This is a genomic window from Microcoleus sp. B3-A4 (assembly GCF_036705385.1).
GTDB lineage: Bacteria > Cyanobacteriota > Cyanobacteriia > Cyanobacteriales > Microcoleaceae > Microcoleus.
Map to the genome: position 1 here is coordinate 15,387 of NZ_JAUBUI010000058.1, position 25,024 is coordinate 40,410.

The following is a 25,024-nucleotide window of genomic DNA, read 5'->3' on the forward strand; positions in this document are numbered from 1 at the left end:
ATTAGGATTGGGCCACAAAAACCCGCTTTCTACCAAAAACCTTCTGGCTGAGGTGGCAACTACTGCCGAAACACCTGGTTTTTGGTACTGGGTGCGCCAGAGAGAGTGAATATTAGACTACAACAAATATCTCACAACTGCCGAAATAAATCACCGCTGAATCCAAACCACAACTGTCTGCAAACAGCCGACAAAAACACCCAAAATCCCTCCTAAATTTACAATTCCCTGCAACTCGCTTTGGACAATTCCCTGAATTGCTAACTCCAACTCTTCAGGAGAAGTACCTTTTACTCGATCGACAATCACTTGGTCGATATTTAAAATCGGGATAGCCTGAGCTACAATATTTTCTAAATCCCGCTCTAAATAGCGCTCTAAAACCAAAGCCAGTTCTTGGCTGACAATTCCGAGGGAAGCGCTCATCACCGCTGAAGTTTGCAATCGATTGAGAAGCAACCGCGAAATATTTTCCCAGTCAATAGATTTGCTCAACCCCTCAAGTACGTCTGTACCCCGCTGTTGAACGTAGCTGCGAACGCTGTCGCGCATAGTTTTTCGCAACTGTCTCACAGTCGAAACCGGTAAATTTTGCATCGACAAATTTTGCAGCCATTCCTGAATTCGCCCGCGAATCCCCAAAGAAATAGTTAACTCTGCTAAGCGCTGATTTGTCGCTTCTCTGTCATCAAGACAAAAAGTCCGCAGCCGAGTTAAAGTGTTCCGCAAACCAAACAAATTTGCTACTACCCAATAAGTGCCGCTGGTTTTTTCTCGAAACCCTTCATCGATGATCGAAATATTGCGATCCGTCAAAAAGTCAATTAAAGCCTGCCGCAGCACTTCCGGGGGTATTACTACCTGCAACAACCACTCAGCAAGCTGAGCCGCCTGAGCTTCAGTTAGCTGAATCTCCAGCAAAACTTGATCGAAAATTTGATTAAGCTGAACTTCTAAAAAATCTTCCCGGCGCGCCAAAACTTTGAGAATTCGCGGCATAGATTCCCCCAACAAATCTCGCAAAATGTTAGCGAGAATTTTAGCAGTTTTTTGCTCGGCATCTGCTTTTACCTGATCCAGCGCCAACTGCAACAACCAGAGAATTACCGACTGCATCCGCTCGGTTTGCAGGAGACGGCGCGCCAAGTTTTGCAGTTCCTCCGGCGTCAGCAGGGAACCCATAATTGTGTCGGAAATTCGCTTTGCTAAACGCTCTTGGTTGCGGGGGATCAAACCGGGAGTGAAAGGTAACTGCCGCCCTTTGATGTAAATAGCTCGATAGGGGCGGAACAGCATTTTGATAGCTATATCGTTAGTGAAATAGCCAATAATTCCTCCCACTACAGGTGGGGCCAACAACAGCCAAATTTCAGACGGATTCATAAATGATTAAAAATAGGGATCGGTGCACAGGGATCGGTGCACCCTATAGTTAGATAGCCGATCTAGACTGCAAGCATTTTTAATTTTAAATTGCTTTGCCCAGTACCAATACTCCCATCATAGCTCCGGCAATGGGGTAGTGGGTGGCAGCGGCAAATCCGGCTTTATTGGCGATCGCGACTTGCTCCTGGCCGATCGGGAATTTTTCTAAACTAGGATTAATGTAAGCATATTCTTGAGTCATGCCAAATTGCTGAGCAATGGGCACTACGAGATTCTCTAGATAAAACTGCTGAAAGCTCCGCATTAAGGAATTGCTGGGGCGGTGGAGGTCGAGAATAGCTGCTTTGGCACCGGGTTTGAGCACGCGGTGCAATTCCTGAAGACTGCGGGGGATGTCAGTCACGTTACGCAGGCCGTAACCCATTGTGGCGCAGTCGAAGTAATTGTCAGCAAAAGGCAAGTCTAGGGCATCAGCTTCTACCCAGGAAATGGGACTGGCAGGGGTGAGAAAAGGTCGATCGCGCCTGGCAGCCACGGCCAATTGTTCGGCGGAAAAATCTACTCCAAATACGCAACCGGTCGGCCCTGCTTGCTTAGCCAGCAACAAAGCTAGATCCCCGCTACCGCAGCACAAATCTAAACAAGTATTTCCGGGGCCTGCACTGCTCCATTTCACCGCCATTTGCTTCCAAATTCGGTGTTGCCCAAAGCTCAACCAGTCGTTCAATTGGTTGTAAACTGGTGCAATTCGATTAAATATAGTTTTAATTTGTTCGGCGTTATTACTCATTGGTCATTTGTCATTGGTGATTGATAATTGGTAATTGGTCAGCCGGAAAAAATAATTAATCCGTGCATTCATGTCATGCTGTCGCCAGTCATTAATGCTTTTTTATTTGTTAGCGAGCGCTGAGCTTTTGTCGAAACTCATTGGTTTGCTATCATTTTAAACTCAAGACTTAGATGCGACTAAGGACTAAGGACTAATGACTGATGACTCATGACTGATGACTAATGACCCTGAAAACTCGTCAATACCAAAGCAACTTCTTGAGCGGCGAGGTGAACTGTTGTGAGTTCGTCTGGGCGCAGGGAACAAGGCTGCTTCCACTGCATGGAAATCAGGGCGATCGATCGACCTTTGTGAATCACCGGGATAGTCAGGTGAGCTTGAATGCCGGATTTCTGATAGTGCGGCAGGCTCGCTAAGGCTGTGTCGTTCCCAATATTCACCGCACCCTGAATAGTTTGAGAGGTAATTGCTTCTCGAACCAGAGGGTCATCTGCCAGCCAATTTTCCACCGTTGAACCAGTGGTGTGAGTGCCTTGGACTGGTATTAAAACATTTTCTTCCACCAGTTGCAAAATGCAAGAGTCCGCCAAAAAATTATCGCTTATAGCAATAGCAATTGGATCTAAACTTGCTTCCAAACTCGGATAATCCACAGCCGTTTGCATGATTGTTGCTAACAGTTGTATTTGATTTTGGGCGCGATCCAATTCCTCAGTCCGCTGCTTGAGAATTTCATAAGTCTCGGCCGCTTTTTGCACGACCATTTTCAGTTCGTTCGGGTCCCAAGGCTTAGTGATATACTTGTAAACCTGTCCTGAGTTAATCGCATCCACCAAGTCTTCAATGTCCGTAAAACCAGTCAAGATAATTCTGACCGTATTCGGAAACTGGGGCACGGTTTTGCTCAAAAACTCCGTTCCCTTCATTTCGGGCATCCGCTGGTCGGAAATGATGACGGCGACCTCGCCTTCGATGCCGAGGACTTCCAAGGCGCGAATTCCGCTCTCAGCTTTGAGCACGTTAAAATCTCGTCGGAAAGTGCGGTAGAGTAAATCCAGATTGTCTGGTTCGTCGTCTACTACCAGCATTTTGGGCTTTTTCGGTCTGTGTAGGGTCATGAGCTGGCGTTTAATTTGATCTAGCTCTGAAATGGCATTATCCATAACAATACGATAAACTCCCCTTTGTAAATTTAGGCGAGCAACTATTCTGTAACAATAGTCTCATAACTCACTTACTATTAATCTATCGCTCTGCCGCGACACGAGCCTTGCCGGTATCCAACCACACATAACTTAGCGCTAGTTTTTGATTCAATTATGACTGATACACCGCAAGATTCATCCCCTCCTGCATCTGCATCCTCCACAACTGCTGTGGATGCCGAAAAGTTAATTCGAGCGCTCCGCCGAAAAGAAGGCACTTGGGTAGAGTGGGGACAGGCCTGCACTGCACTGCTAAAAGCTGGGTACAACTCTCAAAGGATTTTTGAAGAAACTGGTTTTGAGCCAATTCAGCAAAATCAAGTGAGCGTCGCAGCCCAAGTCTACACCAGCATGGTAAATGCTGGGGCTTCAGAGGAAGTTCGATCGCACTTCTTGAAAAAAGGTAGCGATATCTTATACGAGTTTCGGATTCTCTCTCAAGTAGAGCGAGCCGGGGCCGCAGCTTTGATGCTAACCCACAATTTGGATGTTGACGATGCTCGCCAAGTTGCTAAAGCAATCAAGGAGTTTTCGCACTTCGGGAGTCTCCCCCAAGGGTTCACAGACACTCCCGGCGATGCTATGGCTTACCAATGCTGGCAATTGGCGAGACAGAAAAGCGATTTGCAAGAGCGATCGCGCTTAATTGCTCGCGGTTTAAAATTAGCTAGCAGCCAAACCGCTAGGGCGCAAATCGAGCAGTTGCTCGTCGATTTTACCGTAGTTCCGAGACGGGAAGCGCCCCGCCTGCCCGTCTACAGGCTCGATACCGAGGAACAATTGCCCCGGATTGTCCCCGTTGTGGGCAAATTGCCGCTTTCTACCAGAGATTTGCTGGCAGTGCCTTTGCCGGAGGAAATAGAGCCATTCCGAATGGTAAAATTTTCCGGAGCCGGAGCTTGGGTGGCGATTCCCGGATGGCAGGTAATTTTGAACGCTGAAGATCCGGTGGCTGTTTTGGAAATGAGCGATAAATTGCCGGTACCGCTGCAAGGCAAAGTTGAAGAAGTTTTGATTATTGCCGATCGAGCCCAAAGACAGTGGGATGCTGAGAGTTATTTCCTCGCCGATAACGGGGGCAATTTAGAATTGTACTGGTTTGAACAATCCCCAGATATTCCTATTTTGGGGCGAGTTGTTCTGGTGATGCGTCCCAAAAAGATTGTGGATGAAGACTATACCAAAGATGGATGGCAAATTGATGATTAGTCAGTTGACTGTTGACTGTTGACTGTTGACTGGAAAGCTAATAACAACTAACAACTGACAACTGACAACTTACTACTGACTACTCACTACTGAGGCGGTTTCGGTTCTTGAATTGGCGGAACAACAGAATGCTGTTTCTTAAATCTATTAAAGCCGTAAACCGCAGCCGCAATTAACAAAAAATAAGGACTGTAAGCCAACAGCCAAATACCCAAACCAAACAAACCTAGCGTCAATTCACCCACAGAATGAGTCGCTTTCCCCCAAGTTTCCTGCACCCGCAAACCTAGAGCAGGTTCGGGAGTCTGTTGAGCCGATACTGCTGCTTCTAGAGTTAAGCTAATAGTCGAATAGGCTACTTGATTTCGCAAACTTTTTAACTGAGCGTCAATGCGTTCGATCGACTCCCGAATATTGCTCAACTCCTGAGCAGCTTTGAGCACGTCGCCGACAGAACCCGATCGCTCCATAATTTTTAACACCATTTCCTCCGATTTGCGAAGGTTCCGCAGCCTAGCCTCGCTGTCAACTAATTGATCGGTAACATCCTCAGCCATCAGAGAACGGTTCTCTACTGTTCCGAGTTTTGCCAAAGCGTCTAAAGTCGTTTCTAAACGTTCTTGAGGCACGCGAATTTCCACAGACGCGGTTTGGCGGACACTGGAATCGGGCGGCTTTTGATTTTGGAAACCCAAAATATCGCCTTGCTGTTTTTCGACAATATTAGTAACAGATTTAGTGCTGGCGTCCATAGATTTGACAACTACGCTGAGTTGGGCTTTTTTAATCAGTTGGGGACGAGTTGCTGGAGTTTCTGCTGCTTTTTTTGATGCACCAGGAGTTTGTGACCTTTGGGCTGCTGGCTCGGGTGCTGGTGCTGATTGTGGAGCCGATGCCGCTACTTGGTTTTCAGGGCTGCTGGATGAACCTGCGCCGCCTGGAGCGCTGCTGGACGTTTGAGCTCCTCCGCAGCTAGGCAAAGCAATTGTTGAAGATAAAGTTAAGAATATCGCCACAGCAAAACGAGTTGTGCTGTTGTTGGCTGGGTTTGGGTTTGGCTTGGGCGGGGGGGAATTGATTTTGAGGTGAGTTTTCATTGGGGTGACTCCTCTAAAAAAGGCTTGGGTATTGAATTTTATGCTTGTTTCAATTTAAGCTTCAATATATAGCGTTAGTTTAGCCGATACCGAAATGGAAACGGTAGAGGTTGAATACTTGGGAATTTTTAACCGCAGATAAACGCAGATGAACGCAGATGAAAGCCAATAAATATCGGTGTGATGACCGAAAACAATTTGGTCACACGTCCCCGGATTCATCCGTGGAGCGAGAAAAAAGCTCCTCGCTCCCAATTGCCAGCCGCCGGATTTCTCCGCGGGGTCGTTTTATTCAATTCTTTAATCTAAAATCTAAGATCTAAAATCGATTGACGGTTTGGGTTCTGGCCATACGCGATCGCCACTAAAACAACTCAGTTTCTGATACCGTTTGAAAAGGCTGAACCCCACAAATATTTTTGTAATCTAAAATCTAAAATCTAAAATCTAAAATCGCATGACAGATGAATTTGATACTGATTTTATGCGATCGACAACCCAGATCGATCGCCCGGATGTAGCCTCAGCGCTTTCAGAATCTGGGTTTGCCGCAGTTTTGCGAGAACAAGCTTGCCTTAAAATTCGCGAAAGCTTGCGTGCGGGCCAGCAGGACATGGCGGATTGGCAAGGCGGCCCCCTTGCTGTTTCGGCGGTTCCGGGGGCCGGGAAGTCTACGGGAATGGCTGCTGCGTCGGCAATTGCGATCGCCCGCAACGGGCTTCACAGCCGCCGCCAGTTAATTGTCGTGACATTTACGCGATCGGCTGCTGCTAATATTAAAGCTAAAATTCGGGAAAGATTGACAGAATTGTCTTTATCGCAAGGCGGTTTTGCGGTGCATACTTTGCACGGTTTAGCTTTGAATATTGCGATGCGCCATCCCGATTTGTCGGGTTTAAATTTAGAAAATTCAACTTTAGTTACTCCCACTCAAAGTCACCGATTAATTCGTACCTGTGTAGAACTTTGGATTGCCGAAAATTCCCGCCGATACCAAGTTTTGCTGGAAGGACAGCAATTCGACGGAGAGGAAACGGAGAGGCTGCGGCGACAATCGGTTTTGCGGACGGAAATTTTGCCCCAGGTAGCGAAAACTGTGATTCACGAGGCGAAATCTTCTGGTTTATTTCCCGAACAGTTGTTAGAAATGAACGCTCTTGATACTGGGGACGGTTATGAGATTTTAGCAGTAGCTGGGGGTTTATATCAAAAATATCAGGCTTTGTTGAGGAGTCGGGAATTCATCGATTACGACGAGATGATTTTAGCCGCTTTGCGGGTGTTGGACAATCCGAGGGCGAGGGCGATCGAGCAAAAGCAAGTATTTGCTGTTTTTGAGGACGAAGCGCAGGATTCTACACCTTTGCAGACTCGGCTTTTGGAAACATTGGCGATCGATCCCGATCATCCTACTTTACCTCCCAATTTTATCAGAGTTGGCGACCCAAATCAAGCGATTAATTCTACTTTCACTCCTGCCGACCCGATTTATTTTAACCAATTTTGCGATCGGTGCGAAGTAGAGAATAAGTTAGCGACAATGGACGGCGCAGGTCGCAGCACCCAGGTGATTATCGATGCAGCTAACTTTATGTTGCAATGGGTAAATAGCTCGAAATTAGCGGGAACAGAACAGCCTTTTCGCGACCAAACTATTAAGCCAGTACCCAGCAATGACCCGCAGCAGAATGCCAATCCGGCTCCCATTGGTCGCGGCTTAGAATTGCATACTCCCCGCGATATTTACCATACAATTGAGTTAATTGGCAAGCGGGTAATTGAGTTGGTAGAGGAATTTTTACCTGCCGATTTTGAATGGGGCAGGGATGGCAAAGATATCGATTCAGGCGGGGAAGCGAGGGAGGGGGAAAATAGCGCCAAATTGCCGTTAGAAAATCTGAAATCGATGGCTATTTTGGTGCGGGAAAATAAACAAGGTAAGTTTATCAAAGAAGTGCTGGAAAATCCTCAAAAACACGGATTAAGCTTTGATTTGCGGAAATACGGCATTAAAATTGAGGATGTGGGAGAGCGGGACAGACATTCTCAAGTACCTTGGGAAATCTTAACACTGCTGCAATTCCTCGATCGCCCGCACTCTCCAGACTACCTGAAAGCAGCCTTAAAGATTTTGAGCGATCGGCAACTGATCCCCAAACAAGACTACAATGCTTTTGCGACTAGCCCCGAGCAATTCCTTTACCCAGGCCCGCTAGACCCGCAGCAGTCAGACCCCATTCGCAAATGCCGCTATTTTTGCTGCGGTTTGCTGCAAGCTAGTTTAGAACTGCCACCCTACCAAATCATTTCATTCTTAGCCTTAGCGCTGCAATACGACCAAACAGAATTAGCCACCGCCGACAAATTAGCAGAACGAGTAGCAATCCAAACAGCCGGCAACAATTCAATGCGTAATATTTTGGATGTACTGAGCGAAATTGTCAGTTCCGAAAGATTTGAACCTGTGGATGCAGACGACAAAATAGAAGAACGCTATACCAGCAAAGGTCAACTCACAATTATTACCATGCACAAAGCTAAAGGATTGGATTGGGATTGCGTATTTTTGCCGTTTCTGCACGAACAAACCATCCCCGGAAATTTGCGTGTTTTGCCGCAAGCCCGATTTTTAGGAGATTTCACTTTAGCAGAGGTAGCGAGAGCACAAATTCGAGCAAGTTTGCACGAAAAATATCCTTTACCAAATCTAGGCGAAGCCTGGGAACAAGCAGGTTATTTGAAAACAGCAGAAGAGTTTCGACTGCTGTATGTGGCGATGACCAGAGCAAAAAGCTTGCTGTGGATGGCGGCGGAGAAAAAAGGGCCTTTTACTTGGAACAAACCGGAGAATTTGCAGGAGCAAAAACCTTGTCCGGTAATGCCTGTTTTGAAACAGAGATTTCCGAGTAAGGCTCTATAAAATAAATAAGAAGTAATCAGTAATAAGTAGCTCGTTCCCCGGCTCTAATTATGGGTGATAACTTAAGCTGAAGTTACTCCTTTTGTTGCTCCGATTACTCAACAATAAATATTTGCTGCCTCTATCTGTAATTCCTACTGCTAGACTATCTCTCGTTGCCGCCCTTAGCTCAAAATGGTGTTTCTGCCTGTAGGTATAACCTTTCTCCCAACTGCGGATGCTTAAAGGAAAGTTCCCGCGCGTGCAAGTGTAGCCGCTTCGCGGCAGCCCGACATCCGTAAAGTCGATCGCCCAAAATCGGTATCCCTAACCCTCGAACATCCGCTGCATGAACCCTCAATTGATGCGTGCGTCCCGTCAGCGGCAAAAACTCGACCCGATCGCAATTTCCCTCCCTCGCCATTACCTGAAAGCGAGTAACACTGGGTTTTCCGCACTCCCAATTGACTTGCTGGTAAGGCCGATTTTCTGGATCGCCCCTAAGTGGGAGATCGATCGTCCCCGCCTCAATTTTTACAGTACCCGAAAGCACCGCTTCATAAACTTTGTGAACCTGCTTTTTTGCAAATTGCTGCCTGAGTTGACTGCTAGTTTCTTTGTCCCGGGCCAATAGCAAAATCCCCGATGTTTCCCCATCTAAACGATGCACAACTATCAAATTTAAACTATCCGGTAACAAGTTACGCAAACGACTGAAAACACTATCTTGATTTTCAAAATAACGACCTGGAACTGACAGCAAGCCAGAAGGTTTATTGACCGCAATCAACCATTTGTCTTCATAGATAATCGGTAGCATTTGCGTAACGGGCAAGATGCCCGTTCCACAAGAAATATTATTGCTTGTGGGGAGTAGGGGTTGGGCTTCTAGCCCGCCCGTCAAACCCTCATTTATATTAGAAACAATCGGATTTTGAGCCAATCCTGACAGCAAAAAACCCATCAACGGCTGACACCGATCGCCACAAGCACCATAAAATTCTCCCTGTATCTTATCCCCCGATGGCGGCCCCCACCAAAACTCAGCCATTGCCAGCGGTTTCAGATTTTGTACTGCCGCGTAGTGGAGCAATTTTGGCGCGCAACAGTCGCCGGTGCCAGTGGGAATAGAATTGGTTGGCATCAATGAGGAGAGCGATCGCGATTTTCCCAAAAAGTTCACCAGAGTGTAAGCTGCGTGCATTTGCGTCTGAAGTTCGCGGGAAAGTTCTTTTCGCTGCTGTTTCAGCGCCCGCATCCGCCGATCCGCAGCTTCAATTAATTGTTTTAGCGGCTGCAATGTTTCATCCCGCTGCCGTTTTAATTGCCTGCGTTCAATTTTCTCCAAACGGCTTTCTTGATTCAGTTGTTCCAGGGCAATTTCTAGTGTTTCTGCTGCGAGAGTTTGACACAGTAACTGGCGTTTTTCATCTCGCTGCTGCTTGCAATTGCGGTGCCGATCGCTCAAAACTTGCATTTGCACTTCAAACTCCCGAAATAAGGCTTCATACTCTTGTCGCTGCGGGAGTTGATTCAGTGCAATAAGTTCCTGTTTCATCGCCTCCAATTGAGTTAACGTGCGGGCTTCCTCAAAAGCAACTCGCTCTCGTCCCGGAATCGGTGGCACCCAGCCCTCAAGAATGCTGCAACCGTTCAGCAGCCCGGAAAATGCTTTGAGTATCCCCTGTTCCCCCGAAGGCATCTCCACCAGTAATATGCCGTACATCTTCCCTTCGCGATCGTAGGAATCGTCAGCAGCAAGGTACTGCATCAAACCCCGGGCGAGATCCTCGGACATTCGAGTACGCGGCAGTCTCAGCAGCTCGCCACTTTGAGGACAAAGGCCTTCGTACCAATAATTGGGGTGCGAGTCGATCGACTCCCAATGACAGTCCGTGAAATCTAAAAGCGCGTGCAACTCTAGCATCTTAAATTTGGTTTGAAACCTGAATTAGGACATTATGTGCTTGTGTCCTGACCGTATGTTACAGCGGTGTACCGAAAGTGGGAAGGGTGCATAATTTTATACCTACTGGAATTAAGTAAAAATGATGTGTCGCACCAAGCCTGATATGCTAAATTTGTTTCCAAACAGCAGCGAGATTAAGAAAAGCATAAGTTAATATATAAGACCGCAAGCTTGTTATCCCACTAAATTTTTTATGTGAAAGGCGTATGCCAGACCTCTCGACTTCGGCTACAGAAAACTCCTCAAACCCCCAGCCAGCGCTGCTGCCGCCGATTTTAAGAATTTTTGCAGCATTTCCAGATTACGATCGGGGCAATAGATTGTACGCCGCAGGAAGGTACGAAGCGGCAGTCATTTGCTATGGAAAAGCGGTTCAAATTAAGCCGGACTGGGCCCGGGCGTGGCTGAATCTGGGCAAAGCTTACAAGCAACTGCACTCCTACGCAGAAACCGTAGCCTGCGCCGATCGAGCTACAGCAATTAATCCCGAAGAATACTGGGCTTGGATGCTGCGCGGGACAGGGCTGTTAAGTTTGCAAAATCACTCAGAAGCGCTCGCGGCTTTCGACACCGCAATTCAAATCAATTCAGAAAAGCACGAAGCTTGGTATCAGCGAGGCCGAGTTTTAGAGGAATTGCAGCAGTGGGATGCAGCCGCAACCTGTTACAAAAAAGCAACCCAACTTCATCCGAATTTGCCCGCCATGTGGTATCGGCAAGGCAACGTGTTGGTTCAAGCGGAGCGCTATCCTGAAGCCGTGGCCGCTTTCGAGCGCGCGCTGAAACTCGTCCCCACTAATTGGGAAGCTTGGCTGAACCGAGGTTTGGCTTTGATGAAAGCCGAACGCTACGCTGAAGCTGTAACTTCATACGATCGCGCCATTCAACTGCAACCACAAAATAGTCTGGCTTGGTTCAATCGGGGCATTGCTTCGGCAAAATTGCACAAATATGCAGAAGCCGTGACAGCTTACGATCGCGTACTGCAAATGCAGCCCAACGACTGCGAAGCTTGGTTTTATAAAGGAATGGCCCTCAAACACCAGCGGGCAGACGCAGCAATTGCTTGTTTCGATCGGGCAATTCAAATTAATTCTTTTTATCCCGAAGCATGGATCGGGCGCGGTCAAACACTGTCAGAATCGAGAGATTTTGAAGGGGCGATCGCAGCTTTTGACCAAGCCGTTCAAATTAATCCGAATTTTCCCGAAGCTTGGCTGGGTAGAGGCATCGCCCTGGCAGGATTGGAACGCTACAAAGAGGCAATTATCGCTTACAGCAATGCCCTACAAATTGAAGGTAATTTTCTAGAAGCTTGGAACTTGCGAGGCGAAGCTCTGGAAAAATTACAGCAATACGAAGAAGCGATCGCCTGTTTTGATAAAGTAATCTCTCTGACTTCAGAAGCAGAAATTACATCAAAAGTAGGGTTGCAGCAAGGCGCAGCGCTGGAAAAATTGCAGCGTTACGAAGAAGCCGTCGCAGCTTACAACCGCGTACTAAAAATCGTGCCAGACAATTTTGAAGCTTGGTTGCAACGCGGCAACGCTTTGTCAAAATTGCAGCAGTACGAACAAGCTCTAGCATCATACGAGCGAGCAATTACTGTCTGGCCGGATAACTATCAAGGCTGGGTACAGCGAGGTCTGATCCTAGGGGAAATGCAAAATTATTCTCAAGCACTCGTCGCTTTTGACCAAGTGATTCAACTCAAGCCAGACAACTGGGAAGCTTGGGCGCAACGGGGCGACGTTTTGCAAAAATTGCAGCGAACTCAAGATGCTATTAGTTCTTACGGAGTCGCCCTCGAAATCAAACCCGATTACTACGAAGCTCTAGTCAGTCGAGAAGAATTGAGGCTTAAGGGCGCGATGTCAGGAAAGTGGTAAGGGGAAATTGACAAATAGTTTTAATTTTTGAAATTGCTTTGTTCCTCGTAATACTGCGCTGGCGTAAAGTTTGAGCTATTTAACTTAAAACTAAAAAAACTTCCCTCTTCTGTCTGCTCCCTAGAAACAATTCAAAAGAGCCGGAGACAACCTCTCCTCTAGCCTTTGTGGGTTCTCTAAAGAAATAATTTCGCCCTCATCTTAGATTTGCTTATGAATAATACAAAACGGCTTATCCTAGCCAGGATGGGTTCATGGCGGTACTATCAAATTGGTTGGTAGTTTTATACAGTTCGTATTGCCCTTTTGCTGCCGCCTCGCGAGTGCGATTCAGCATTGCTGCAACTTGTGCTTGATCCATCGGCTTAAACGTGCGAGCGGCCTCAAACGCTTGATCGAGGAGTTGCATACTATCAATGCCAGTAATCACGACTGAAGTAGGCAGATTCATCGCATAGTGGAGACATTCGATCGGGCTTACTGTATTGCTTCTAAGAACGTAAGGGTCGCCCATAGATTTCATCCCCAATACACCTATTTGGTTCTTCACCAGCACCGGCAGAACTTGTTGCTCAAAACTTCTAAAATGAGCGTCCATCACGTTCAGCGGCATCTGTACCGCGTCAAAACGGAAATTGTTTTGAGCGGCAATTTCCATCACTCGCAGGTGAACCAAAGGGTCTTTGTGTCCTGTAAACCCGATGTAGCGAATCTTGCCCGCCTTCTGCGCTTCCACTACCGCCTCCATAGCCCCGCCGGGAGCAAAAATGCGATCGGGGTCTTCCATCCGAATAAGTTCGTGATGCTGCATCAGGTCAATGCGATCAGTCTGCAACGCCTTCAGCGATTCATCAATCTGCATCATCGCCGCGCCCTTGGTGCGGCCGTCAATCTTGGTCATCAGAAACACCTTTTGCCGGTAGCCATCCTTGAGCGCTGCACCCATCCAGCGGTGGCTGCGTCCGTTGTGATAGTCCCAGGAATTGTCCATGAAATTGATGCCGCGGTCGATCGCACTGCGAATGAGCTTAATACTTTCTTGCTCCTCTCGAAGCCGTCCGATATGGTGTCCCCCCAAACCAATTGCAGACACTCGCTCTCCTGTGCGTCCCAGTGTCCTGTAACTCATCTCGCCACTTTGGGTTTGACCTTGGGCAACTGCACTTTCAGCGTATACTTGAGTCTGTTCATCTTGAGCTAACACGGGTTTCAACAACCCTTCTGAAGCAGCCAGCCCTGCTGCAACCAAACCAGAAGCAGAAGTTACCTTTAACAACTTGCGTCTGCTGATATTCATAAATGCCTCCTGCAAAGAAACTACTAGGACTCACTCACCGCTTCGTTGCACTAAAGAGTTTTGAATTTAAGATGTCTCAAAATCCAGAGCGCAGTCGGGCTGCAACTTCCCCGACTGCCTACTTTGCCTAATCAATAGTAATGATGAAATTTCTAGTTTTAAGAGTTCCTAGACCGGCCAGCGAAGGCTTTTAACTCAATAGCATCGTGACTGCAAAACACGCGCACATCTTTACTGTGCTGCGCCGATAAGGAGTGCAGTCGGCCTTGATTGAGCAACCGAGCCTTGCGATCGACCTCCATCATCCATTGGTAGGCGCGCAAAGCGGGTGTGCAGCGTCGGTTAGCGGCATCCATCTCGTGTCGGTAGAAATAGGCATCGCCTGCGTGCAGGAGCCAGCCATCGGGTGTATCAATGGCAATGCCAGCATGACCGCGCGTGTGCCCCACCAACGGGATTAGCAAAATCTCCGGCGGCAACCCGTCGAGGTCGCGGACAGCTTCAAAACCGAACCAAGGTTCGCCACCCGCCGAATAGTATTTCCAGCGTTTGACTTCATCCCACTGCCCCGGACGATAGCGCCTTTTTGTGATGAAACCGTGCCGATCCTGTGCCGCATCGATTTCAGCCTGCATAACGTGTACTGTGGCTTCAGGGAAATCCTCTAGACCACCGGCATGATCAAAATCGAGGTGGGTGAGTACAATATGGCGCACATCGCTTGGTGAAAATCCGAGCTGTTCAATTTGATGGATTGCCGTGTACTTGCGATCGAACTGGATATTATTAAAGTGGACGAAAAACGGGCTGAGCCGAGAGTAAGGGGACTGGATATCCCGCAATCCGAAGCCGGTATCAATCAGAACCAGTCCCTGATTCGTTTCAACGAGCAGACAGTGGCAGACGAGGTGAGCCGTCAGGCCGCGACTGAAGCCATCGAAAAGTGCCCCTCCAATGGGACACATACAGCCACAATTGAGATGATGAATTTGCATAAATGTGCTGTACTAAATTACTTAGGCGATAACTATTTATTCCTCAGTCCCCATCCAAGGCCGATGCTGCATAATGGCATCGATGAACGCCTGAGAAAACTTCGCTAAATCGTCACTACTGGGAGAAGTAAACACGCTTTTATCGGCTGCAATCTTGCCATTATCTGCGATGTTTACTTTCTTTAAATCGGCACATAAAAATAGTAAGACCGACGCGAATTATTTGTTAGCAGAACCCGGTTCAGTAAGCTGGCGGTGCAGTTCGGCATTGACGGTATCAGGCAAAACCTTACTCGCGCTGGCCAGAATCTTTGTCTTGAGTGAACCGGCGATAATGTCGTCCTTACCCGCCATCAGCGCCTCGAAGCCCTGCTTGGCAACTTCGGCCGCGTCGTCTTTCTTGTCTGCGCCCACCTTCGTGTCGTCCATTCCCGCGCGATGGAAGAAGTTGGTATCCGTCGGCCCTGGCATCAGCGCGGTAACGGTGACGCCTGTGTCCTTTAACTCGTTACGCAGCCCTTCTGAGAAGGAGTGTATAAATGCTTTAGATGCCGCGTAGACTGCCTCGAACGGCCCCGGCATTAGGGCGGCAATGGAGGAAGTGAATAGAATCCGTCCTTGGCCGCGATCGACCATATCCTTAACTACCCGTTTAGCCAAATGCACAGACGAGACAACGTTGAGGTTAATCAGATTTAGTTCGTCCTTCAAGTCTGTCTCGCGGGCAAAGTCGCCCCCGACGCCGACACCGGCATTAATTGCGATCGCATCCACTGGCCGATTAGTCGCTTTTATCTGGTTGTAGAGCGTCTCAACACCGTCGTAGGTAGCGAGGTCTGCCTGCACTGTCTCGACTTTGGCACCGAGTCCCTCAAAGGCTTGAGCCGCTTCATTGATGCTCGCTCCGGTGGCGGTGACTAGGAGATCGAATCCGTTTTGAGCGAACTGTTTGGCGAGTTCGTAGCCGATACCGTTAGAGGCACCCGTCACGACAGCCAAGGGCCGGGTCAACGAACTGTTTATAACCATTTAAAATCCTCTGTAACTGCTTCACGCTCGTTTGTCTAGGCTTGCTTCTCTCTGTACTAGACAATCTTTGTGGACTGTGGGCTTTCAACTTTATATAATGCTAGGGAGGTAGGAGTGCGATCGCATCTTTCCTAGGACATAAGCTGTTAGACATTTAAATACGGTATAATCGCCAACCAAATTCATGCAATTAGTGTAAAAATGCCAGCATATAATCATCTATGAGAAATAGCAAATATAGAAAATACAGAAAGCCTTAAAAAATGAATAAAAGGAAATTTTTAGATAAATAACTAGGATTTTATTATTGCCGAATGAAGCAAAAAATAACTAATATTTCTTAGTTTTTGTTCAACCAAAGATCCTATTAGTGCCTTGATGCAAACCCAGACAATCTAGAAAGTCTAAGAGATGAACATATAAATATAGTGAAATATTGTTAAACAATATCATCCAAGCGCCCAACAATTAGGATATATAAATTTGGCAGGTGGACATTTCAAACATTGGGTTGTCATTAAAAAACTTGCGTCGCTACAAAATTAAGTAGCTTACAGATACAACCAAAGATAATTTCTATAAGCCGCTCACGATAATCAACTATCTTGTTTGATTAAAAATCAGTTCGTGTCTCGAAGCCCTCACCTATTGTCTTCCCCAATCTCGAAAATTCATTTTTGTTTGTCTTTGTAAGTGCGACAAGTTTTTACAATATATTGAGAGCCGCAAGTGGGATATTTCATAAGCTAAAACTGAATCTATTGTGAATAAAAATTACAATTTATTTTCCTCAGTATGCACGAAGACCCGCAATTCAAAAGGGCAATTCTGGCCGAGTCGCTCTATCTCGGGTGAACTTTGATGTCTATATGTATAAAATGCGCGTAGATATGACTAATAACTCTTTTGAGAATTATTTGGGAACCGCCATTATCGCGGGCTAAATTGGATGCGATGAGAGACGGAAGATGGAAGATGGGACATTGACTCGGAAGATTAATCCTGGGCTAAAAACATTTATCTCTGGTGGAACGGGCAGGAGGCTTGTCCAGGGAGAACAGTGCGTGATGTCAGTGATAACTGAATCTCAGGCACTGTTCTCAATCAGACTCAATCAACCTGGTAACAGCGACGAAAAATCTCTGATATCAGGCCGATCGCGCAGCAAGAAACCAAGCGGATGACGCCAAGAGTGTAAGATGTCACTTATCACGAATACTTTCTGTTGGGGATTGCCCGACGGCACCGAAAATTGAAAATTATGACAGCCAATTGCTGATTCTGGTGGCTTCATGTTATAGTGGTTTTCCAAGAATTAAATTCGGTGGCGTAGTTTGTTGGTGTTTATTTACAAGCGTCTCTCCGAATCTAAATCTCTGCACCCTAATGATTCTGGAGATTTTATGTCGATTTACGTGGGTAATCTTTCATATGAGGTAACACAAGAGGACCTCAACGAAGTATTTGCCGAGTACGGTACTGTAAGCCGCGTCCAAGTGCCAATGGACCGGGAAACAGGCAGGATGCGGGGTTTTGCTTTTGTGGAAATGGCAAGCGAGGCAGAAGAAGCAGCAGCCATCGCAGCTCTAGACGGTGCTGAATGGATGGGCCGCGACTTGAAAGTCAACAAAGCCAAACCTCGCGAAAACAACAACAACAACAGACGCCCCTCGGGCGGCGGCGGTGGCTGGGGCGACAGCGATCGCTCTTCACGCGGACGCTACTAAGCTTTGAGACTGAAAATTTGAGTTGTGGTAGTTGAGCGCAGGTGCGAATGCTGCTTCTTTTTCGGGTTGTTCGATCGACCCATGAAATAAAACTCCCAAACCTCTAAATCAGTTTTGCCCCCTCCTTGGAGGGGGCTTTGTTTTTGGCGAAAAATCCCGGGAGGTACGTCGGCTGTGCAGTTCCCACTCTAGTTCGTGATTCGATACCCTCTTAACTGCTTTTTTTAAGAGGCTGTCGGGATTTCGCGGCTCGACTCCTGTAAACTATCAAACTAGAATTAAGCAGCAAGAAAAGTTAGAATAACGGCAAAACTGAATATTGCCTAGAACAGCAAAACTATCTTTACCGAAGATTAGTCGAGAAAACCAGCCGAATATCAGCCAATATCTTGATTTTGCCTCAATAAAGATGTCCAAGGTCTACAGCACGGCGGAACTCATTAAAATCCTCGAAGAAGAGCGCCAAGCCTGCTTGCATGGGCGGCGCCTCAATTTGACTGAAACTCCTGCTACAGGCAACCCCGTGATTGACCGCTTTCTCAAATCTGAGGGAGTTCAGAAGTTCACTGCTTATCAAAATTTTAAGGCTGCCGTGCACGAATACCAGCGGGAACATCAAGTTTCTGGGATTGTCTGGCGGGAAATCGCGGTTAAAGGCAATACTCTACGCTATCCGGCAGTGGATGACGAATTAATAGCTCTACCGGTTGATTTGATCACGTTGAAGGCAGCTAAGATTGCTATGTTGGAATTCTGGCAGCAGGTAACTGCCGGGATGGATTTGTATTTAAGCATTAACAGCGGGAAGGATTTTCGCTCGATCGAGCCGGTTGATGTAGAGGCTATAGCCCAGCGCACAGAATGGGCCAGTCTCTCGAAGTGGGAAAAGTTGGATTTTCTAGAAATTTTGTTGCAGTTGGGCTGGGGGAAGCCGGAGGAAGCTTATTATAAGCGGGGATGGCCGACCTCGGGCAGCGAGTACATTCACGCCGTCAAACCCGGACAGCGGCCGATTTGTTAATTGGGAATGGGAAATTGGTATTTGCTAAGAGTCAAACTAAATCGCCACATACTTTGGTAAAGTTACTCCTAGCAATACTTCGGACAGTTTTTGAACAGAGACACGATCGCGCTGTTATCCCTGAAGCCGATTTATTATGGTTGGAAGCGGTTTGGGCTTTTTATGAGCGCGATCCAAACACCAATTATTGTAGGGATTGTCTTTTTGAGATATTTGCCGCGATTTAGACCCGATTTCTAGCCAAGAGAAAACTAACATGAGAAAACTAAGTTTATGGGGGCAACAACTCAGCCTAATTTTGGGGGGAATTATGGCGGGTGTTTTCCTGGGAGAATTAGCTCTTCATCTGGGGGGAATTAAAGGTCTGAAAAAGCCCCGTGAGCCTGTCTCTTTTGAGATTTACAGATTAGACGATCCCGCTGGAGCTTGGTCATTGAATCCGGGCGCGTCTTTCGAGTGGCGCGGTGAAGGGGAGCGCTCCTTCATCCAAGCGAATAAAGATGGTTTACGCGATCGTGAACATACCAAGGAGAAACCACCAAAAACTTTTCGGATCGCGGTGCTGGGAGATTCCTTTGCCGAAGCTTTACAAGTGCCGATGGAAAATACTTTTTGGTGGAAAATGAGAAAGCAACTCAATAAAAAATGTACTGCTTTAGGCGATCGCAAAGTTGAAGTAATTAATTTTGGGGTTCAGGGTTATGGGACGGCTCAAGAACTAATGACTCTGCGCCAGAAAGTCTGGAAATATTCTCCCGATTTAGTCCTCTTAGCTTTTTTGCCGGGCAACGATATTATTAATAATTCAAAAAAACTTGATTTTTATAAACGTCGGCCCTTTTTCGTCTATAAAAATGGTGAATTAGTCCCAGATATGTCATGGGTTAAAATGTCACCGGAAGAACATGAATATGTGAATTTTTCCGCAGTAGATTATCTTCCCACTTGGTTTGTCAATAATTCACGCATTTTGCGGTTAGTCAGACAAGTGGATTTAGATAATAAGAAACGTCTGCTTGATGCCACCGAAAACAATCGATTTTCTAAGAACTTTCAAGAACCGATTGATCCAGTATGGAAAGAGGCTTGGCAGGTGACAGAAGGATTAATTACACTAATGAATCAGGAAGTTAAGGCAAAAAAGGCAGATTTTATGGTTTTGGTTGTCAGTACGGGAGCTCAAGTCCATCCCGATCCTATAGCTCGTCAAGGCTATATGAAACAATCTGGCATTAAGGACTTGTATTATCCTAATCAGAGAATCAAATCCCTGGGTGATCGGCTCAATATTACAACATTGGATACAGTCCCGCGATTGCGAGAGTATGCAGAAAAAAATAAAACTTGTGTACATGGCTTTCCCAATGCTCTACCCTGTGAAGGTCATTGGAATCGTCAAGGCCATGAGCAAGTTGGTCAACTTATTGCACAACACTTATGCGATAAGTTCCAAGCAGAGTCTTCGGGTTCAAAAAAAAATAACGTCCTAGTGAAGTAAAATTAATATGATTCTCCCCATTCCTGTCAACTTAACGTCAAACGTAATACCGCTCTGCTGTTTGACTATTAGGGTTCGAGCCGCCCTAGCCCCCCCTTCTTAAGCTATGCGTTACCCACATCTTTCTTAACAATCAGGAAAGCCTTGTGTAACAAGGCTTTTCTGATTCATTTTCCCACCAGCCTTGACAATTTGACCCTTATGTTTGTTGATAAAAGGTCAAGCTTATTGAGAACTAGTGAGGGAGGAATGGGGGTTTGATAGCGTAAGAGTGATCGCTCTCCAAATGTTAAGAAAGATGTTTATAAAGCATAGCTTCTTAAGGGGGATTTAGGGGGATCTAGACTCACGTAAAACCGATATTTATCAAGGGTTTCAGTCTTAAGTTGACACCAATGGGTACTGCCGTGTCCTGACTGTGGGTAATATCTGAAGAACTCATTTATTAACATCAGAAATTTGGCAAAGCATCAAGCCAAACCACTGATTTGGATCTGTCCAAACCTGCACTGGCATTAAACCACGCTGCGACAGTTCTTTTTGTACAGTATTGAGATTAAACTTGCGCGATATTTCGCTGCGGATAGTTTCTCCCGCTGCAAATTCAACCGTTAAATTGAGAGAACGCAACTGCACTGTTTGCGTTTTTTTACTTTTTAAGTGCATTTCTATTTGACATTCCTCTTGATTGTAAAAAGCCCAATGCTCGAACTGTGCTAAATCAAAATTTCCCTCATATTTGCGATTTAAATGCCGCAGCATATTCAAGTTAAATGCTGCCGTTACTCCTTGACTGTCATCGTATGCAGGCTCTAAAATATCCTTAGATTTGTCCAAGTCAATTCCCAGCAAAAAATACTCTCCCGGCTGCAATGCACCGACAATTTGCGAAAAGAACAAATCGCATTCTTGAGCGTTGAGATTGCCGAGGGTACTGCCGAGAAAGCAAATCATTCGGGTTGGCAAGGGCGACGGTGCAATTTTAGCTAAGGCTAATTCGTATGTGCTGACAAGTCCGTGAATCTGGAGCGACGGATAATCTGCCAACAGTTGACAAGCGCTGCTTTCTAGGATAGTAGGACTGATGTCGATCGGCAAATAATGCAGGGGATACTCCAGTTGACTGTAAGCATCAAGGAGAATCCGAGTTTTTGTGGAACTGCCGCTGCCGAGTTCGACGATTTCGCAGGGGCCAGTTAAATTTGCGATCGCCCCCGCGCACCCCTGCAAAATAGCCGTCTCAGTGCGTGTCAAGTAGTATTCCGGCAACTGGCAAATCAACTCAAACAGCTTCGAGCCGCGATCGTCGTAGAAATACTTTGGAGGCAGGGATTTGGGGGTTTGAGTCAACCCGCTAACTACATCGCTGCCAGCATTGATTTCTGCGGGTGTCAGTGCTGCAGCGCTCACCAGTCGCTCTAAGTGCAGCCGGTTTTCCTTCGTTAAGGCTGAGTTTGTTGTGTCGGACAGTCTTGGGGATTTCATAAAGTAATTTTTAGATGCACATATCGGTATAGCACGCAGTTGCGTTGCCAAATATCGCGCTCAAGTCAGATTTTTCCTGCCGATGTGGGTTCTGTATTGTCTCACCGGATGGCGATCGCATCCACAATTAAAACTTAAAATTTCTCCACAAAAATTATTGAATACTTAACCAAACTTGTTTTCTTTGAGCTGGTTACATGGAAAAAAGTTGGGCATTTCGCAAACAAATTTTTTCGCCAATTCCCTCTCCAGCCATTTATCTGAGGTTCGTCACATAAGCTTTGTAAAGCAAGTATTAAGGAATTTGTTAATCTGAAAAGTCGCATGACTAAATTCCTTAATATGAACAAATTTGACAGTAGTTATAATTACCTAGCGAACTACTTAGCGCAGCGAAAACCAGCAATAATTTGCCGCACGCCCGGATAGTACCAATTCCGAAATGTCGATCGCAGTGCTTGCGGAAAAGTCGCCCAACTCCCCCCTTTCAAAACCCGGTGTTCTCCATCAAAATAAACTTGAGAATAGCCCCTGTAAGGATAACTTTCAAATCCCGGATAGGCGTCAAAGGTTGAAGCAGTCCACTCCCAAACATTGCCCAACATATCGCAGCAGCCGATCGCACTTGCTCCTTTGGGAAAGGCATCAACTGGCGAGGTATTGGCAATATTATTGCCGTGATTGCACAGGCTGCCGTTTGGCGGTTCTTCTCCCCAAGGATAGATGCGATATGTTTGATTTGTGGCATTCCAACTCGCAGCTTTTTCCCATTCGGCTTCCGATGGCAAACGCTTGCCAACAAAGTTGCAGTAAGCTTCGGCTTCGTACCAACTCACGCCGCAGACTGGATGGTTGTTGAAAGCTGGATTTTCGGACCAATAAAGCGGTTGAGAGACGGCTTCGCCTTGCAGCCATTTCCAGCCGTCCGCTGACCACCAATCAGGGTTTTGATAGCCGCCGGATTCCATGAAATCTCGGTATTGACGGCAAGTGACGGGATAGCGATCGATCGAGTATGCTTCTAAATAACACAGGTGGCGCGATCGCTCGTTATCCAAAGCCTCAGCAGCATCGCTTCCCATGTAAAATTCTCCGCCTGGAATTTCAATCGCCTGGGACTCCGTAATTTGTAATTGGTAATCTGCAATTGGTAATCGGTAATTGGAAATTAATCTTCCTTCCTCATTCCCTCTTCCTTCTTCCTTCTTCTTTTGCATTTGCAACACGAAAGCAACTGTTTCGCAGTGCTGGCTTTCGTGCTGAATAATAAACCGCCAGAGACGTTCTTGCTCGTCGATCGGCGCTACTTCCAAATAATCTAACACCTTTTTTCTCACCGCGTCCAGATATAATTCAACTTCAGGTAACGTCGGCAAAAAAACCCGTTGTTTTTTCGGCAAAATATCAGCAGCAAACAGTTGGTGATACTCAGGAAAGACTGGCTTCAACCCCGCACACCGCTGCAAAAGCCACAAATCCTCAGTATAAGCAATGTGACCTAAGTGCCAGCCAACTGGACTGAAATCAGGATGAGCTTGGCGGCAAAAAGTATCGTAGTCGATGTCTGTAAATAGCTTGAAAGTGCCGCGGCGACACTGCTGCAAATCGCGATAAATTGCCTCTCTACAAGATTGGATAGAATTGGATATCACGGTCTACTCCGGTACTGATAATGCTCTGGACTGGGCACTCGTGCCAATTGCCTGCAAATAAAGGTTCAGAAGCAATGATGACAGAATCCGGGAAATTTAAATCGTCCCGCAGCCAATAGAGGGAAGGAGGGGTTTTTTGGGAAGCAAAGCGAGAGGCAACAAGCTGGTGTCCGTCACTGATAATGATATTAGCTGAAAATTCTACTTGGTGAAAGTTTGCTAGCTCTGCCACAGTTTTCAGCGTGTTTTGCAAAGCAGCTTCTAGAGTCACATTGGCGGCTGTCAATTCATTGACAAACAAACCGAAGATATGCTCTGAATCTGTAGTGCCGTTAATTGATTGATAAATGGTATCGCTAAGCCGATCGCGAATTGGTCTGTAAAGAGTTTGCCGAAAATTCTTCACGAAGCCGTTGTGTACGAACAGCAGGCGATCGTTCTGAAACGGCTGACAGTTGCTCAAATCTACAGCTTGTCCTGAAGTTGCACTGCGAACGTATCCGATCGCGCATCCAGATTCAACGTATCGACTGATACTCGGAAGGTTAATGTCGCTCCAAATTGGCTGTACATTTTTATATGTAAACGGATCAGTATCTAAGTGCGGGTGATACCAACCAAGACCAAAACCGTCAGCATTGAGTACGCCAGAAGTCATTTCGCGGGGCTCGTAACTCTGCACAATTAGGGAATGTTCCGGCTTGTACAGAATAGCATCGAGTAAAATCGGCTCCCCGAGGTAGCCAAGCAAACGGCACATAAAATTTTTGCAGCAATGTGATTAGCATTGTAAGTCATTAGCCGAAAAATTGCCCGATCGCCCATCTTCAGTGCTGGAAGGTTTTTTGTAGCCCGCTGCCAGCATCGCAGTACAAACGATACAGTTAAGGTAGAACCCCTGCAACACAAGGAGACTCTTGAATGTTCTTCGACGAACTCATCCCAATGGCGAAAGAATTGATCGAACAGCCGATCGCCTTCGCGGGCGGATTTTTATCTGGCCTGCTTCGACTCAACCTTCACGAAGATCCCGTTAAAAGCTGGATCGACGAGCAAGCTGGTTCAACTTCCTACACTACTCCCCCAGCCGAACCCACCAACGGTAAAAGCACGGGGCCTCAGTCAATCTCGATCGACTAAGGAAAAGCAGTAACACCCTCCCAACGCCAAACTGATTACAGTTATGGCGTGGGCTTCCAAACTTCACAGTTTGGCTTTTCGCGTTTTTCCCTTACGGGATTTCCCCACTTGGCTAGACTTAATTTCTCAGTGCCCGCTAGAAAGTCTGCACAGACACTTTCGATTCCCGTATAGCCTTTCTCAGATAGATAAAGTACAATAACAGCAGTGTGTAAACCAGTTCCAAATATCTTGCTTAGAAAGTTGACCTTAGAAAGTTGACGGAATGCAAACTCTATTGCCTTTCCTAATTATTAATAATTTGTTGTGCAAATAAAAATGAAAATATATTTAAGTTTTGACCATCAATTCTCAGGTTTGTGATAAATCGGACAAAGGGGGCGAGAAGTATATTAGTTTCGCCCTTTTTATTGATTACTTTCTTTACTTGTTTTGTCTATTTTTATGACCATTCTCCCTCACTACCCAAGCATTTTTCCCTAGTTATGGTAGGTTTGAGGAGCATAATAGCCTCAAATATAATTGTATCCTTTTACGTATTAAACTAACTTATATTATAACTTTATTTATTGTTAGATAAAGTCGTTGTGAAAAATATTTTCACAGGTTCGTTCGTTTTATTTTTACCCATTGAAGTTTTTCTTGAGATAGTTAAGACTGGTGTTTAGACTAAGCAGCATAAATTGACTCAGCTATGGCTGAGTTACTAAAAGAAAATATGGAAGAGGAAAAA

The 25,024-nt window shown here is 46.3% G+C and carries 18 protein-coding genes; 7 read left to right on the forward strand and 11 right to left on the reverse strand.

What is annotated here, in order from left to right; genetic code table 11:
- Positions 1–150 precede the first annotated feature (150 nt).
- From QUB33_RS20650 to QUB33_RS20660, 3 genes are all read right to left on the reverse strand, one after another.
- Positions 151–1,383: a DUF445 family protein gene (locus QUB33_RS20650; protein ID WP_333353491.1), complete on the reverse strand. Its 1,233-nt coding sequence runs from the start codon at positions 1,381–1,383 to the stop codon at positions 151–153.
- Positions 1,384–1,468: 85 nt separating this feature from the next.
- Positions 1,469–2,176, reverse strand: coding sequence for a bifunctional demethylmenaquinone methyltransferase/2-methoxy-6-polyprenyl-1,4-benzoquinol methylase UbiE (ubiE, locus tag QUB33_RS20655; RefSeq protein WP_333353494.1), 708 nt, complete (start codon positions 2,174–2,176; stop codon positions 1,469–1,471).
- A gap of 221 nt (positions 2,177–2,397) precedes the next feature.
- Complete coding sequence (locus tag QUB33_RS20660) at positions 2,398–3,342, reverse strand: response regulator (RefSeq protein WP_333353498.1); 945 nt, start codon at positions 3,340–3,342, stop codon at positions 2,398–2,400.
- Positions 3,343–3,498: 156 nt separating this feature from the next.
- Between QUB33_RS20660 and QUB33_RS20665 the strand changes: the two genes are divergently transcribed.
- Positions 3,499–4,593, forward strand: coding sequence for a RuBisCO accumulation factor 1 (locus QUB33_RS20665; protein WP_333353501.1), 1,095 nt, complete (start codon positions 3,499–3,501; stop codon positions 4,591–4,593).
- Between the two features lie 86 nt (positions 4,594–4,679).
- Here the strand turns inward: QUB33_RS20665 and QUB33_RS20670 are convergent, their stop codons facing one another.
- Entirely contained in the window at positions 4,680–5,690 is a 1,011-nt protein-coding gene (locus QUB33_RS20670; protein ID WP_333353504.1) for a DUF4349 domain-containing protein, read from the reverse strand.
- 457 nt (positions 5,691–6,147) lie between these two features.
- Here QUB33_RS20670 and QUB33_RS20675 point away from each other — a divergent pair, with 457 nt between their 5' ends.
- Positions 6,148–8,610, forward strand: coding sequence for an ATP-dependent helicase (locus QUB33_RS20675; RefSeq protein WP_333353507.1), 2,463 nt, complete (start codon positions 6,148–6,150; stop codon positions 8,608–8,610).
- A 169-nt stretch (positions 8,611–8,779) separates the two neighbouring features.
- Here the strand turns inward: QUB33_RS20675 and QUB33_RS20680 are convergent, their stop codons facing one another.
- Positions 8,780–10,516 carry a pseudouridine synthase gene (locus tag QUB33_RS20680; RefSeq protein ID WP_333353510.1) on the reverse strand — a complete coding sequence of 579 codons (1,737 nt, stop codon included), beginning with the start codon at positions 10,514–10,516 and terminating at the stop codon, positions 8,780–8,782.
- Between the two features lie 248 nt (positions 10,517–10,764).
- On the opposite strand from QUB33_RS20680, the gene QUB33_RS20685 reads away from it, so the two are divergent.
- Positions 10,765–12,447, forward strand: a complete 1,683-nt coding sequence (locus QUB33_RS20685; protein WP_333353513.1) for a tetratricopeptide repeat protein — start codon at positions 10,765–10,767, stop codon at positions 12,445–12,447.
- 232 nt (positions 12,448–12,679) lie between these two features.
- Here the strand turns inward: QUB33_RS20685 and QUB33_RS20690 are convergent, their stop codons facing one another.
- From QUB33_RS20690 to QUB33_RS20700, 3 genes are all read right to left on the reverse strand, one after another.
- Entirely contained in the window at positions 12,680–13,744 is a 1,065-nt protein-coding gene (locus tag QUB33_RS20690; RefSeq protein ID WP_333353516.1) for an aldo/keto reductase, read from the reverse strand.
- A gap of 158 nt (positions 13,745–13,902) precedes the next feature.
- Positions 13,903–14,739, reverse strand: coding sequence for an MBL fold metallo-hydrolase (locus QUB33_RS20695; RefSeq protein WP_333353519.1), 837 nt, complete (start codon positions 14,737–14,739; stop codon positions 13,903–13,905).
- A gap of 219 nt (positions 14,740–14,958) precedes the next feature.
- Positions 14,959–15,768, reverse strand: coding sequence for an SDR family NAD(P)-dependent oxidoreductase (locus tag QUB33_RS20700; protein ID WP_333353522.1), 810 nt, complete (start codon positions 15,766–15,768; stop codon positions 14,959–14,961).
- A 1,403-nt stretch (positions 15,769–17,171) separates the two neighbouring features.
- Here QUB33_RS20700 and QUB33_RS20705 point away from each other — a divergent pair.
- The 3 genes from QUB33_RS20705 to QUB33_RS20715 all read left to right on the forward strand — a co-directional run bounded on the left by QUB33_RS20705 (position 17,172) and on the right by QUB33_RS20715 (position 20,014).
- The gene (locus tag QUB33_RS20705; protein ID WP_333353526.1) at positions 17,172–17,495 is read left to right on the forward strand and encodes an RNA-binding protein; all 324 of its coding nucleotides are present in this window, start codon (positions 17,172–17,174) and stop codon (positions 17,493–17,495) included.
- Between the two features lie 409 nt (positions 17,496–17,904).
- Positions 17,905–18,516: a hypothetical protein gene (locus QUB33_RS20710; protein WP_333066699.1), complete on the forward strand. Its 612-nt coding sequence runs from the start codon at positions 17,905–17,907 to the stop codon at positions 18,514–18,516.
- A gap of 298 nt (positions 18,517–18,814) precedes the next feature.
- Positions 18,815–20,014, forward strand: coding sequence for an SGNH/GDSL hydrolase family protein (locus QUB33_RS20715; protein ID WP_333353530.1), 1,200 nt, complete (start codon positions 18,815–18,817; stop codon positions 20,012–20,014).
- Positions 20,015–20,452: 438 nt separating this feature from the next.
- On the opposite strand, the gene egtD is transcribed toward QUB33_RS20715, so the two are convergent.
- The 3 genes from egtD to egtC all read right to left on the reverse strand — a co-directional run bounded on the left by egtD (position 20,453) and on the right by egtC (position 23,911).
- Positions 20,453–21,499: an L-histidine N(alpha)-methyltransferase gene (gene egtD, locus QUB33_RS20720; protein WP_333353533.1), complete on the reverse strand. Its 1,047-nt coding sequence runs from the start codon at positions 21,497–21,499 to the stop codon at positions 20,453–20,455.
- Positions 21,500–21,879: 380 nt separating this feature from the next.
- On the reverse strand, positions 21,880–23,151 hold the full coding sequence (gene egtB, locus QUB33_RS20725) for an ergothioneine biosynthesis protein EgtB (RefSeq protein WP_333353537.1): 1,272 nt from the start codon (positions 23,149–23,151) through the stop codon (positions 21,880–21,882).
- Positions 23,123–23,911: an ergothioneine biosynthesis protein EgtC gene (gene egtC, locus QUB33_RS20730; RefSeq protein WP_333353541.1), complete on the reverse strand. Its 789-nt coding sequence runs from the start codon at positions 23,909–23,911 to the stop codon at positions 23,123–23,125. Before egtC ends, egtB begins: the two co-directional genes overlap by 29 nt.
- 161 nt (positions 23,912–24,072) lie before the next feature.
- Here egtC and QUB33_RS20735 point away from each other — a divergent pair, with 161 nt between their 5' ends.
- Positions 24,073–24,291, forward strand: a complete 219-nt coding sequence (locus tag QUB33_RS20735; protein ID WP_333151292.1) for a hypothetical protein — start codon at positions 24,073–24,075, stop codon at positions 24,289–24,291.
- Positions 24,292–25,024: the final 733 nt, after the last annotated feature.

Bases quoted from the DNA above. Each gene is read 5' to 3' on its own strand.
- ubiE (WP_333353494.1), bottom strand. From the start codon at position 2,176: ATGAGTAATAACGCCGAACAAATTAAAACTATATTTAATCGAATTGCA.
- egtD (WP_333353533.1), bottom strand. From the start codon at position 21,499: ATGAAATCCCCAAGACTGTCCGACACAACAAACTCAGCCTTAACGAAG.
- QUB33_RS20690 (WP_333353516.1), bottom strand. From the start codon at position 13,744: ATGAATATCAGCAGACGCAAGTTGTTAAAGGTAACTTCTGCTTCTGGT.
- egtC (WP_333353541.1), bottom strand. From the start codon at position 23,911: ATGTGCCGTTTGCTTGGCTACCTCGGGGAGCCGATTTTACTCGATGCT.
- QUB33_RS20685 (WP_333353513.1), top strand. From the start codon at position 10,765: ATGCCAGACCTCTCGACTTCGGCTACAGAAAACTCCTCAAACCCCCAG.
- QUB33_RS20660 (WP_333353498.1), bottom strand. From the start codon at position 3,342: ATGGATAATGCCATTTCAGAGCTAGATCAAATTAAACGCCAGCTCATG.
- QUB33_RS20735 (WP_333151292.1), top strand. From the start codon at position 24,073: ATGTTCTTCGACGAACTCATCCCAATGGCGAAAGAATTGATCGAACAG.
- QUB33_RS20695 (WP_333353519.1), bottom strand. From the start codon at position 14,739: ATGCAAATTCATCATCTCAATTGTGGCTGTATGTGTCCCATTGGAGGG.
- QUB33_RS20665 (WP_333353501.1), top strand. From the start codon at position 3,499: ATGACTGATACACCGCAAGATTCATCCCCTCCTGCATCTGCATCCTCC.
- QUB33_RS20675 (WP_333353507.1), top strand. From the start codon at position 6,148: ATGACAGATGAATTTGATACTGATTTTATGCGATCGACAACCCAGATC.
- QUB33_RS20705 (WP_333353526.1), top strand. From the start codon at position 17,172: ATGTCGATTTACGTGGGTAATCTTTCATATGAGGTAACACAAGAGGAC.
- QUB33_RS20670 (WP_333353504.1), bottom strand. From the start codon at position 5,690: ATGAAAACTCACCTCAAAATCAATTCCCCCCCGCCCAAGCCAAACCCA.
- QUB33_RS20710 (WP_333066699.1), top strand. From the start codon at position 17,905: ATGTCCAAGGTCTACAGCACGGCGGAACTCATTAAAATCCTCGAAGAA.
- QUB33_RS20680 (WP_333353510.1), bottom strand. From the start codon at position 10,516: ATGCTAGAGTTGCACGCGCTTTTAGATTTCACGGACTGTCATTGGGAG.
- QUB33_RS20700 (WP_333353522.1), bottom strand. From the start codon at position 15,768: ATGGTTATAAACAGTTCGTTGACCCGGCCCTTGGCTGTCGTGACGGGT.
- QUB33_RS20650 (WP_333353491.1), bottom strand. From the start codon at position 1,383: ATGAATCCGTCTGAAATTTGGCTGTTGTTGGCCCCACCTGTAGTGGGA.